Source organism: Mycobacterium sp., from assembly GCF_046091765.1.
Classification (GTDB): domain Bacteria; phylum Actinomycetota; class Actinomycetes; order Mycobacteriales; family Mycobacteriaceae; genus Mycobacterium.
Window position 1 is genome coordinate 1 of sequence record NZ_JBJTCF010000110.1, and the last position, 11,820, is coordinate 11,820.

Consider the following 11,820-nt stretch of genomic DNA (forward strand, 5'->3'; position numbering starts at 1 on the left):
CCACCCGCCCGCCCGCGGTGTCGACCTCCACGAACGGCTCCAGCCACAGCATCCCGCGCGAGCCGTTGCGGATCACCTCCACCGTCTCGCCGCGCGCCGCGCAGGCCGCGGCGATCCCGGCGGCGACCGCGTCGGCTCCCACCGAGCGCGCGGCGGAGTCCCCCGGCACGTACACCCGGTTCACGAGTGCACCTGCGGGGCGGCGGCTACCGCGGCGATGAGCCGGGCGAGGTCGGTGCGGCCGATCAATCTGTCGTTGACCATGACGGCGGGCCCCAGCGCGCAGTTGCCCAGACAGTAGGTCGTGGCGAACTCGACCGCCCCGTCGGAGGTCCGGCCGCCGAGGGCGACGCCGAACTCGCGTTCGATCTCGCCGACCAGGGACCGCGAACCCTGCGCCTGGCACGCCTCGGCCACGCAGACCCGCACCGCCACCGCGGGCGGCGGGGTGGTCCGCAGATCGTGGTAGTAGGTCAGCACCCCGACCACCTCGGCCCGGCTGACGTTGAGGAACTCCGCGACCGCGTCGACGGACTGCTCGTCGACGAAACCGCGGACCCGCTGGAGGCGCTGCAGGCAGGGCAGGATCAGGCGCTCCTCGGGGGGTAGGGCCTCGAGGATCTGGATCGCTGACGCAGAGGGCTCCGGTCGATGCATCCCTGTCGAGGCTAGGGCACGCCCGACCTGGGCGGTAGTGCGCCGCCGCCACGACGGCAGACGTTCGGAAATCGTTACCCAAAGCCCGAGCTGAACCGAATCCCGGCAGCACCGGTCCGGTGCTAGGTTGGCGCGGTCGGTCGGGCATCAGCTGACCGGTGTGGACGCGGGAGGCGGGTCCATGGGCGACGTCGACGGGGTTGACTGGGAGGCGCTGCGGACCGCCGCCGTAAGCGCCCGGGCGGGGTCCTACTCGCCGTACTCCAAATTTCCGGTCGGGGTCGCCGGGATCGTCGACAACGGCCGGATCGTGGCCGGCGCCAACGTCGAGAACGCCTCCTACGGACTCACCCTGTGCGCGGAGTGCTCGATGGTGTCGGCCCTGCACGCCTCCGGCGGGGGACGCTTGGTGGCGGTCTACTGCGTGGACGGCCACGGCGACGCCTTGATGCCGTGCGGTCGCTGCCGGCAGCTGCTCTACGAACACGGCGGTCCCGAACTGCAGGTGATGACACCGGAGGGTGTGCAGACCATGGCGCAGATCCTCCCCCAGGCGTTCGGGCCCTGGGATCTGGCTGAGAGGAGGCCGGGTGATGGCCGGTGACACGACAGCCGGAACCGGCGAGCCGAAGGCCGGCAGGGCCGCCTGGGCGATCCTGGCCGCAATGGGGTTCGGGGCGCTGATCGCCCAGATGTTCTCCACGGTGATCGGCCCGGCGCTGCCCACCATCAAGGAGGATCTCGGCCTGGGCCTGTCGGCGCAGACCTGGACGATCACCGCCTACAGCCTGGCCTTCGGTGCCGCCCTGGTGGCCGGCGGGCGGATGGGCGACCTGGTGGGCGAGGTCAAGATGATCGTCATCGGGTTCGTCATCTTCGGCGCCGGACTGCTGATGTCGGCCCTCGCGGTCGGCGGACCGCTGATGATCAGCGGCCGTGCTATCCAGGGCATCGGGATCGGGATCTCCGCGCCCGCCACACTGTCGATCGTGGTGAACTCGTTTCCGTTGGCGCAGCGCGGTTTTGCCGTCGGGGTGTGGGGTTTCGCGCACGGATTGGGCTTGCTCGTCGGCCCGCTGTTCGCCGCGTGGATGATGGACATCGCCAGCTGGCGGTGGGTGTTCTGGGTTTCCCTGCCGCTGACCGCGATCGTCATCGCCGTCACCCTGGCAGCCACCCGCGGATACCGGAGCGCGATCGCCCCCGGCAGCTACGACTGGCTGGGCCTGATCCTGGGCGGCACCGGGATCACGCTGCTCACCTACGGTCTGCAGCACTCGTCGGTGAGCTGGTCGTCGGCCGCGACCTGGGGTTCGATCGCCGCCGGGATCGTCCTGCTGGTCGTCTTCGCCGCCGCCGAAACCCGGATCACCCACCCCCTGGTCGACTTCACCCTGTGGCGGGAGCGCCTGTTCTCCGGCGGGTTCTTCGCCGAGTGCGCCGTGGGATTCGTCTACATCGCCTTCCTCACCTTCATCGGGGCGCTGTACTTCATCAACGTGCTCGGCTTCTCACCCGGGAAGGCGAGTTGGGTCATCGTCATCACCACCGGAATCTGCATGGTCTTCGAGCCGCCGGCGGGCCGCTGGGTGGACAAAGTGGGCCCTGGCCTGCCGATCACCGTCGCCCTGCTCATGCAGGCCGGCGCCCTGGCCTGGATCGGGTTGTTCTTCGGTCCGGCCACCACGGTGGCGCAGATGGTGATCCCGCTGGCGCTCATGGGAATCGGTGTGGGAATCTCACTGCCGGCCTGCAACACCGCGGGCATGTCGGCGGTCGACGCCGAGCGGGCCGGCATGGGCTCGGGCCTGATGCAGATGACCTTCAACATTCCGGCGGCCCTGGGCGTCGGACTGGTCACCTCGATCATCGGGGGCCTGACCACCTCGAAGATCGGCCCGGGACTGAGTAGCGACCTGCGCGAGACGGCGGCCCGCTACGCCGACGCCGTCGAGGATGGCGACCTGACCCGCGCCGACGCTGCTCTGTCCGGGCTGCCCCAAGACGCGGTCGACGCCGTCAAGAGCGCCTTCGTCAACTCCACCTCCGACGCGATCACCACCTCGATGCTGGTGCTGGCCGGGGTCGCCCTGGCCGGGGCGATCTTCGCGTGGGTGGTCATCGGGCGCCGTCGCACTCCCGACCACATCCAGCCAACACACGCCGCGCAGGTCTAGGCCCGGCGGCGGTCGCAGCGCAGATCCCCACCCAACCGCAGCAGCAGAGCCGCGGTCAGAGTCCGAGCGCCTCGGAGACGCCGGCCCGAAGCGCTTTCAGTTCGGCCCCGGCCGCCGCTCGCGCGTCGGTGATACCGGCCGTCACCGGGATCACCACCTGCAGATAGCACTTGAGTTTCGGTTCGGTGCCGCTCGGGCGGACGATCACCCGGGCATCGGCGAGGGTGAAGCGCAGCCCGTCGGTGGGCGGCAGCCCGTCGACACCCTGCTCCAGGTCATCGGTGCGCAGCACCGTGCGCCCGGCCAGCGACCCCGGCGGGTCGGCCCGCAACCGGGCCATCGCCGCCGCGATCAGCGAGAGGTCCGCCACCCGCACCGAGAGCTGAGCGGTCGCATACAGCCCGTGCCGGCGGGCCAGGTCGTCGAGCACATCCTGGGGTCCGCGGCCCTCCGCCTTGAGCGCCGCGACCAGCTCCAGCATCAGCAGCGAGGCCGTGATGCCGTCCTTGTCCTTCACCGCGTCGGGGTCACAGCAGTAGCCCAGCGCCTCCTCGTAGCCGAACCGCAGCCCGGGCACCTTGGCGATCCACTTGAAGCCGGTCAGGGTGGTCGCGTAGCCCAGTGCGGCGTCAGCCGCGATGCGCTCCAGCAGCGTGCCCGACACGATCGACTGGGCGTACACCCCGGTGGCCGGCGAGCCGTCGCGGCGTGCGCGTTCGGCGATCCACCAGCCCAGCAGAGCCCCCACCTCGTCGCCGGTCAGCATCCGGTAGTCACCGGCGCAGCGGATGCCGGCCGCGCAGCGGTCCGCGTCCGGGTCGTTGGCGATGATCACATCGGCGTCTGTCATCCGGGCGTCGGCCAGTGCGAGGTCCATCGCACCGGGTTCCTCGGGGTTGGGGAAGTTGACCGTCGGGAAGCGGCCGTCGGGTTCGAATTGGGCAGCCACCGTCGCGGGCGCCGCGAAGCCGGCCTCCCGGACGACCCGCACGAAGACCTCACCGCCCACCCCGTGCAGCGCGGTGTAGACCGCGGCCACCTCCCGCGGCCCCTCACCGAGCAGCGAAACCGCCCGCGCCACATAGGCATCCAGCACCGCGCCGTCCAGGATGGCGTACTGCGAGCTGCGCGTGATCGACGCCGGCGATCCGACCGCGGCGATCTGGGCGGAGATCTCCGCGTCGGCGGGCGGCACGATCTGACTGCCGTCGCCGAGGTACACCTTGTAGCCGTTGTCGTCGGGCGGATTGTGCGAAGCGGTCACCATCACCCCGGCGTCGCAGCCCAGGTGGCGGATCGCGAACGCCAGCACCGGTGTGGGCAGCGCCGAGGGCAGCACCATCGCCTCGATGCCCGCCGCGGCCATGATCTCGGCGGTGTCGCGGGCGAAGACGTCGGAGTTGCGCCGGGCGTCATAGCCGACCACGACGCGGCTGCCGCCGTGGGCGGCGAGGTAGGCGGCCAGCCCGGCGGCCGCCCGGGCCACCACCACCCGGTTCATCCGGTTGCTGCCCGGTCCCAGCCGGCCGCGCAGACCGGCGGTGCCGAACTGCAGGGTGCCGTCGAAGGCATCCGCCAGCTCCGCGGCGGCGGAGGTGTCGCCGGATTCGGCGGCGGTCAGCAGCGCCGCGAGTTCGGCGGCGGTGACCGGGTCGGGGTCCTCGGCCAGCCAGGCCCGCGCGGTGTCGAACAGGGCGGCCATCTCAGTAGTCCCCCGCCCCGGCGTGCCCGCCGGTGACGATCGCCACCGACGCCGAGGCGCCGATGCGGTCGGCCCCCGCCGCGAGCATCTGCTCGGCGTCGTGGCGGGTGCGCACCGCGCCGGAGGCCTTCACACCGAGGGCCTCGCCGACCATGGCGCGCATCAGCGCGATGTCGTGGGCGGTGGCCCCGCCGCCGCCGAACCCGGTGGAGGTCTTGACGTAGGCCGCGCCGGTGCGCAGCGCGATCAGGCAGGCGATGGCCTTGTGCTCGTCGGTGAGCAGGCTGGTCTCCAGGATCACCTTGACCGGGGCGGGCCGGGCCGCACCCACCACGCCGAGCATGTCGTCATAGACCGCGGCGAGGTCCCCGGAGAGCAGGCCGCCGATGTCCAGCACCATGTCCACCTCGTCGGCGCCCTCGGCGACGGTGATACGGGCCTCCTCGGCCTTGGCCAGCCGGGTCATCGCCCCCAGCGGGAAGCCGACCACCGTGCACACCATGACCCGGGAGTCGGCGAGCAGTTCGGCGGCGGTAGGCACCCAGCGGGTGTTGACGCACACCGAGGCGAAGCCGTGCTCGTGGGCCTCCCGGCAGAGGGTCTCGATCGCCTCCAGGGTCGCGTCCGCCTTGAGCAGGGTGTGGTCGATACGCCCGGCCAGGAGCTTGGCGGTGCGCAGCGCGGCGGGCACCGCGACGCCGTCGGGCGCGGGGCCCAGCGACCGGGTGACCGCGGCGTTGGCCTCTTCGAACAGAGCGGCGTACCCGGTCATCGGCGGTCCTTCCCGGCGTCAGGTGAGCAGGCTGGTCTCAAGGTAGTTGAACAGCGCCACCCCGGAGTCCGCACTGAAGGTGTGCAGCTGTTCGGGACTCGCGGTCACCTGGTCGCCCTCGAGTCGGTTGAGCAGCGTGCAGCAGATCATCGCGAATCTGGGGAAGCCCCAGTGGTTGAGGTAGCCCGCGATCATCGCGCCCTCCATCTCGATGTTGCGCACCCCGTTGTCGGCCAGCCATCGCAGCCAGTCCATCTTGGTCTGCGGGGTCTCCAGGCACACCGCGCCGTCGAGGCGGAACTGCTCGAGGAAGAACTCGTTGCCGGCCACCGTCTTCCCCGCGACGATCGGGAAGCCGGCTTGCCGGTTGGCGTCGAGGATCGCGGCGGTCGTCGCCGGTGGGAAGCGTCCGTCGAACCAGTACTCACCCGCCCCGCCCCGCAGCAGCCGGTAGGGGCGCAGGTCGGCCATCAGGCCCTCGGTGGAGACCACCACCGTGCCGCCAGCCAGCCCCACCCCGCCGCTGGTGCCGACCCGGCACCAGAACAGTGCGTCGAGGGCGTCGAGGTCGCCGTCCTTGAGGAAGAACACCATCCGCATCAGTTCCTGCAGCGCGATGGACGCACTCGGCATGCCCATGCCGTGGGAGGCGAACAGCACCCCGGCGCTGTAGCGGGTGACGAAGCGGTCCTCCTTCGGGAAGGCCACGAGCGGCGCTCCCCCGTTGAGGTCACTCCAGCGCCGCGCGAATTCGCCGATCCGCCCGCCGGATCCGGCCATGACCACCGCCCGCAGGTCGCGCAGCGGGGTCAGGATCGGGTCGCTGGAGGCCACCCCGAAGTGGTAGTAGACGTCCTCGTGGCTGCCGTCGAGCACGCCGTCGAGGAAGGCGTGGTTGATGTTCTCGGTCCGCACGGCGCCTTCCCGGGTCTAGGCGGGTGACGGCTGGGAATCTACGCCGGGGAGCCGTCGGCGCGTCGACTAATCAGGGAACCGTGACCGTCACGGGCACACTTCCGCCGTAGTTGTCGGTGACCGTTACGACGAAGGAATCAGCGGCCGGGCTATTCGGGTTGTTCGGGGTGTAGACGAACCCACCGCTTGTTGCATCGACCGTCACGGTGCCACTCGCAGGTCCGGTGGTCAAACTGTAGCTGAGGGTGTCTCCATCAGAATCGGATCCCGTGACAGCACCGGTGATGGCCCCGACCCCCCAGTTGTTGAGGATCCGTACGTTGTCGATGCTCAGTCGCGCCCCGGCGGCCGTGCCCCTGGTCGCATCCCAGCTACCGGAGACGAACACGAACTTGTAATTGCCGGCGGTCGCGATGGGGAAGTTGACCACGGTCACCGGCTGCGACGCGTTGAAAGTGGGGCCTGTCGCATTGAGCATGATCGCAGTAGCGCCGGTATTGACGTTGAGGATGTAGGCGAAGACGTCGTAGGCGTCCTGACCGCCGCTCGCCTCCCAGTCGAACTGGACCGTGGCCCCGCTAGTGATGTAGACCGGATCGTTGGACACGATCACCGGGCCGTGCACCACTCCGCCACTGCCCGCCGGTGTGTTTAGGACGCCCCCGAGGCTCGACGTCATGACCGCACGGCCATCAGTCACGGTCGTCGTGTACGACTCGACTGAGAGACTCGATGCCTCGATTCCCCCGTCGGGCGCGTTCGTCGGGTCCACCGGGGTGGGCCAGCCGGCAACGTTGCTCGCCCCGCCCAGGAGCACCCGGGAGTTGATCGCCGTCCACCCGGTCAGGTTGGTCGTAAAGCCACCGTTTGCGAAAGTGTTCGCCGTGGAGAATGTGCCGGTCGGTGCGACGTTGGCCGGGCTGACGGTGACGCTGACCGTGGCGGTGGAGGTGCCGCCTTGGCCGTCGGACACCGCGAGAGTGAAGCTGTCGGAGAGGTCGCCGGCTGGAGCGCCGATGGCAGCGGCGTTGTGGCGGGCAACGGGAGTGGGGGTGTAGGTGAACACCCCGGAGGCGGCGTCGAGCACCACCGCACCCTTGGTGGGCCCGGCACTAAGGCTGTAGGTCAGGGTGTTGGCGTCGGGGTCGGTGCCGTTGGCCAACCCGCTGATCGCACCAGTGCCCGCAATAGCCGCTGCCACAGTGGGATTGAGCACCGGGGCTCTGTTGGCCGGTCTGATCGACACGGTGACAGGAACGCCAGCGGCACCTCCGAATCCGTCAGTGACGGTAAGGGTGAAGGTGTCGAAGAGTGCTCCGGTGGTGGCGGCATTGTTGGCTGCCGCGGCGTGACGCGCCGCGGCGGTGGGGGTGTAGGTGAACGCTCCGGTGGCGGCGTTGACCACGACAGTGCCCTTGGCGGTGGTCGTCGATCCCGAGAACGTCAGCGGGTCGTTGTCGGGATCGCTTGCTGTGGTCGTACCGTTGACGACGCCGGAGCCGTTGGGGCGTCCCGGTGTGGCGGAGGCGATGGGTGCGTTGTTGGCCGAGCCGATCGCCACCGTCACCGGCACCAGGGTGACCCCGCCATAGCCGTCTCGGACGGTGATGGTGACGGTGTCGGCGGAGTTGGCGGGCAGAGCGCCGATCCTGGCGGCGGCGTGGCGCGCCGCCTCGGTCGGGGTGAAGGTGAAGGCGCCCGTGGTCGGGTTGATGCTGACGGTGCCCCGGCCCCAGGTGGAACTGGCCGGAGCGCTGTAGGTCAGGGTGTCCCCGTCGGCATCCGAGCCGGCCACCGTGCCGGTGACCAGCCCGGCGGCGTCGGGGGCGTTGGGCGTGGCGGTCGCGCTGGGGTTGGTGTTCGCCGGTGTGATCGGAACCGACACACTTCTGGCGGTGACGCCCCCGTGGCCGTCATCGACGGAGATGGTGAACGAATCCTCCGGGGAGCTCGGGGAGAATCCGCCGGGCCCGTTGGAGTAGAAGGTCTGGGGAAGCCCGAGGGGTGCCCCCGCGCTGTAGGTCGTGACCACCAGGGTGACCACCTGCCCGGCGGTCAGATCAGCGCTGACCTGGGGGCAGTAGGAGGTCGATCCGCATCCGCTCGGCCCCTGGACGGTGGCCCCCACCGTGGCGTGGGAGGTGACCGGGGTGTCGTCGTTCACTGCGACGGCGCCGCGGCTGGGCGAGGCCGGGTCGAAGGTGCCGGTGTAGACGATCATCACGGTGTCCACCGGTGCGCTGGTCTGCCCGAACACGTAGGTCCGGCTTTCAGTGGCGGTGAAGAAGGTCGCAACGTAGTTGAAGCGGTTGGTGCCGGCCGACGCCAACTGGGTGACGTGGTTGAGCGTCGACGTGCTCAGCGCGAAGGTGCCCTGGGTGACCGCCGCGGGGTCGCTGAGAGTGACCGTCTGCAGGCCGCGCGTTACGGGGCGTTCGAGGGCGGCGGCGTGGCGGGCGGCGGCATTCGGGGTGTAGACGAACGCCCCCGTCGCCGGGTCGATCGACACGGTGCCGTTCGCGGGGCGCGAGGTGATCGCGTAGCTCAGGGTGTCGGCGTCGGCATCAGCCCCGTCGGCGCCTCCGGTGATCTGACCTGTCGCCGCGGTCGGTGCGGAGACCGTCGGATTCAGTGTCGGCGTGACGTTGCGCGGGGCGATGGTGATCGACACCACCTGCGTCGCCGTGCCTCCGTGGCCGTCATCAACGGTCACGGTGAACGTGTCGGCCAGACCGCCGCCGGGCGCCCCCGCGGCGGCGGCCGCATGCGCGGCCGCGGCATCGGGGGTGTAGACGAACGTGCCATCGCGGTTGACCGTGACCGTGCCTCTCGCGGTGCTCGTCGGTCCGGAGTAGGTCAGGGTGTCCCCGTCGGCATCGGAGCCGACCACCGCCCCGGTGACCGTGCCGCTGGAGGAATTCGGCGTCCCGGTCGTGACAACGGCAGTCGGGGCGACGTTGGCCGGGCCTATCGGCACCGTCACGGCCACGGTCGCAACACCGCCGTGGCCGTCGGTGACGGTCAGGGTGACGGTGTCGAACAGGTTGGCCGGGAAGGCCCCGACCGCGGCGGCGGCATGGCGGGCCGCCGGGGCAGGCGTGTAGGCGAACGCGCCGGAGGCGGCGTCGACCAGGACGCTGCCCTTCGCCGTGGTCGCGGGCGCGGAATAGGACAGGGAATCGCCGTCGGCGTCGCTTCCGCCGGCAGATCCGGTGACCGCTCCGGTTGCGGCATCGGGTGTTCCCACGGTCGGCGCCAAGGTGGGCGCGACATTGCTGCCGACGATACCGACGGTCACCGCAACCGTGGCGACACCGCCGCGACCGTCGCTGACGGCGGCGGTGAAGGTGTCGGTACGGTCGGCGAGGCTCGCGCCGTCCGCGGCGGCGGCGTGACGGGCCGCGGCGCCGGGAGTGTAGGTGAAGGCGCCGGTGGTCGGGTTGATGCTCACCGTGCCCTTGGGGGTGGCTGCCGGTGCGCTGTAGCTCACCGCGTCACCGTCGGGGTCTGAGCCGGTGACGGTTCCGGTGACGACCGCGGTGGCGGGATCGGGGCTCCCGACGCTCACGACAGCTACGGGCGTCCGGTTCGGGTCGATGGCCACGGTGACGCTCACCGTGGCGGTGCCGCCGTGACCGTCGTTGACGGTCAGGGTGAAGGTGTCGGTGAGGTCGGTGGCGGAGGCCCGGGCCGCGGCGCCGGGGGTGTAGGTGAAGACGCCGGTCTCGGGGTCGACGCGCACCGTGCCCCTCGGCGTGGTCGGCGGCGCGCTGTACCGCAAAGTGTCCCCGTCGGCGTCGGCGCCGGTGACCGTGCCGGTGACGACGCCGGTCCGGTCCGGGGTGCCGACCGAGGCCGTTGCGGTGGGCGTAGTGTTCGCCGGCGCGATGACCACGGTGACCGCCAGTTCGGTGAGCCCTCCGTGGTCGTCATCGATGGTGACGGTGAAGGTGTCGGTCCGCTCGGCGTCGCCGGCGTCGTCAGCGGCGGCGGCGTGGCGGGCCTCGTCGGTCGGCGTGTAGGTGAAGGTGCCAGTGGCGGGATCGATCGTCACTGTTCCGCGGGGCGTGCCCGCCGGGGCGCCGTAGCTCAGCGTGTCCCCGTCGTCGTCGCTGCCGAGCACCGTGCCGATCACCCGTCCGCTGACGGTGTCGGGCGCCCCGACCTGGGCGGTGGCCTGCGGGAGGGTGTTGAAGGGCCGAATCGGAACGCTGATCGGGACCACGACCGTGCCGGTACCGCTCTGGTCGGTGATGCTCACCGTGAAGGTGTCGGTGCGATCCGCATCCTCGGCATCGTCGGCCGCCGCGGCGTGCTGCGCTTCCGGGCTGGGGATATAGCTGAACTCCCCCGTGGTGGGCTCCACGACGACCGACCCGCGCTGTGGCGCGTCGAGTGGGGTGAAATTCTCCTCGCCGCTGCCGGACCCGCCGGTCACCCTCCCGGAGACCGTTCCGGTGTCGGGATCGGGCTTGTTGATCGCGGGCACCGCTGGTTTGCGGACGACAACCGTGACCGGCACGGCCACAGTCCGCCCGGAGCGGTCTGAGACGGTGACGGTGAAGGTGTCGGTGCCACCGGCGGCGGCCAGTTCGGCGTTGGGGGTGTAGTCGAAGGTGCCGTCGGGGTTGAAGGCCACTGTCCCGCGTGCGGGTGCCACCGGAGCCGGCCCCGACCCGCGCTGCGAGGAGGTCACCCCGCTGTTGGCGCGGCGCGGCCCACTGGCCGGCGGGGTCCACTGCGGCCGGCCGTTCAGCGTCCAGATCCCGCCCGGCGCGGTCACCGACAGCGTCCCGGCCACCGTGCTGCCCACCTGGACGTTCTCGCTCTGTTCGTAGCCGACCACCGGGACGGTCACCGGTCGGACGATCACCGCGGTCTGATTTCCGGAGGCGCGCGAGGTGCTCTGCGGGGCCGGACGCGTCCCCGCGGTGGCGACCGCCTGGAGGGGCGCGAGCAGGCCGGCGATCAGGCGCGGCAACGGGACCGCCGGTGGGGCGGCGGACAGGGATGCGCTGGAGGCCGAGGTCACGGACTGTGTGTTGGTCGGCGCGGGTGTCGCGGCCGGGGCGGGCCCGTCGGGTTCGTTGCGGGCCGGCGCGGAGACACCCGGCGACCGGGCGGGCCCGCGGCTGGTTGAGGCGGGCTTGGCGGCGGCGTTATTGGCGGCGTTGTCGGCGGACGGCGCGTCATCCACCGGGGCGGCGCCGGCGATCCCCAGCGCCTGCGGCGCGGCCACCGACATCCCGAGTGCGAAGAACGCGGCCGCAGTCCGCGAATTCCGGCGCGCCCGCGCCCGACGGCGTGTGGACTTCGAGCGCGAATTCTGTCCCGCCATGCTTCCCCCGTGAATACAGACGACTTCTAAGACCTGCTTCGGATGCTGTGGATCACATCACACCGATCGGGGAGTGTCGCCTAAATCATAAAAAAATTTCCAACTCTCAGCTTCGGTTGGGCGTGCGTTCCTCCACGTGCCACTGCTGCCCGTACCCGTCGCGCATCAGGTCCAGGAAGGGCATCGACTCGAACGCCTCAGGCCCCAGCACCCCCGCGCCCGACCAGGCGCCGGTGGCGAGCAGCTCCAGGGCGATGAC

Annotated in this window: 8 protein-coding genes and 1 pseudogene; 2 read left to right on the forward strand and 7 right to left on the reverse strand. The window is 70.9% G+C overall.

Annotated features, from left to right (window positions below; genetic code table 11):
- Together ACKOB8_RS12220 and ACKOB8_RS12225 are read right to left on the reverse strand one after the other, a co-directional pair.
- On the reverse strand, positions 1 to 184 hold a 184-nt coding region (locus ACKOB8_RS12220), incomplete at its 3' end, for a thioredoxin domain-containing protein (protein ID WP_526377576.1).
- The gene (locus ACKOB8_RS12225; RefSeq protein ID WP_526377578.1) at positions 181 to 657 is read right to left on the reverse strand and encodes an NADH-quinone oxidoreductase subunit NuoE family protein; all 477 of its coding nucleotides are present in this window, start codon (positions 655 to 657) and stop codon (positions 181 to 183) included. The genes ACKOB8_RS12225 and ACKOB8_RS12220, both read right to left, overlap by 4 nt.
- A 181-nt stretch (positions 658 to 838) precedes the next feature.
- On the opposite strand from ACKOB8_RS12225, the gene ACKOB8_RS12230 reads away from it, so the two are divergent.
- Both ACKOB8_RS12230 and ACKOB8_RS12235 read left to right on the forward strand, forming a co-directional pair.
- Positions 839 to 1,261 (forward strand): cytidine deaminase, encoded by a 423-nt coding sequence (locus ACKOB8_RS12230; RefSeq protein WP_526377580.1) that lies wholly within the window; start codon positions 839 to 841, stop codon positions 1,259 to 1,261.
- Positions 1,251 to 2,834 carry an MFS transporter gene (locus ACKOB8_RS12235; RefSeq protein ID WP_526377582.1) on the forward strand — a complete coding sequence of 528 codons (1,584 nt, stop codon included), beginning with the start codon at positions 1,251 to 1,253 and terminating at the stop codon, positions 2,832 to 2,834. Before ACKOB8_RS12230 ends, ACKOB8_RS12235 begins: the two co-directional genes overlap by 11 nt.
- A gap of 55 nt (positions 2,835 to 2,889) precedes the next feature.
- On the opposite strand, the gene ACKOB8_RS12240 is transcribed toward ACKOB8_RS12235, so the two are convergent.
- The 5 genes and pseudogenes from ACKOB8_RS12240 to ACKOB8_RS12260 form a co-directional block, all read right to left on the reverse strand.
- Positions 2,890 to 4,536, reverse strand: coding sequence for a phospho-sugar mutase (locus ACKOB8_RS12240; protein ID WP_526377584.1), 1,647 nt, complete (start codon positions 4,534 to 4,536; stop codon positions 2,890 to 2,892).
- A 1-nt stretch (position 4,537) separates the two neighbouring features.
- Positions 4,538 to 5,308 carry a deoxyribose-phosphate aldolase gene (gene deoC, locus ACKOB8_RS12245; protein WP_526377586.1) on the reverse strand — a complete coding sequence of 257 codons (771 nt, stop codon included), beginning with the start codon at positions 5,306 to 5,308 and terminating at the stop codon, positions 4,538 to 4,540.
- Positions 5,309 to 5,326: 18 nt separating this feature from the next.
- Positions 5,327 to 6,223 carry a uridine phosphorylase gene (locus ACKOB8_RS12250; protein WP_526377588.1) on the reverse strand — a complete coding sequence of 299 codons (897 nt, stop codon included), beginning with the start codon at positions 6,221 to 6,223 and terminating at the stop codon, positions 5,327 to 5,329.
- A 70-nt stretch (positions 6,224 to 6,293) separates the two neighbouring features.
- A complete protein-coding gene (locus ACKOB8_RS12255; protein ID WP_526377590.1) occupies positions 6,294 to 11,561 on the reverse strand; it encodes a cadherin-like domain-containing protein in 5,268 nt (1,755 codons plus the stop codon).
- Positions 11,562 to 11,667: 106 nt separating this feature from the next.
- Positions 11,668 to 11,820: pseudogene (locus ACKOB8_RS12260) on the reverse strand (ATP-binding protein); the annotation flags it as partial.

Coding starts and splice junctions, on each gene's coding strand:
- ACKOB8_RS12225 (WP_526377578.1), bottom strand. CDS start 657: ATGCATCGACCGGAGCCCTCTGCGTCAGCGATCCAGATCCTCGAGGCC.
- ACKOB8_RS12230 (WP_526377580.1), top strand. CDS start 839: ATGGGCGACGTCGACGGGGTTGACTGGGAGGCGCTGCGGACCGCCGCC.
- ACKOB8_RS12235 (WP_526377582.1), top strand. CDS start 1,251: ATGGCCGGTGACACGACAGCCGGAACCGGCGAGCCGAAGGCCGGCAGG.
- ACKOB8_RS12240 (WP_526377584.1), bottom strand. CDS start 4,536: ATGGCCGCCCTGTTCGACACCGCGCGGGCCTGGCTGGCCGAGGACCCC.
- deoC (WP_526377586.1), bottom strand. CDS start 5,308: ATGACCGGGTACGCCGCTCTGTTCGAAGAGGCCAACGCCGCGGTCACC.
- ACKOB8_RS12255 (WP_526377590.1), bottom strand. CDS start 11,561: ATGGCGGGACAGAATTCGCGCTCGAAGTCCACACGCCGTCGGGCGCGG.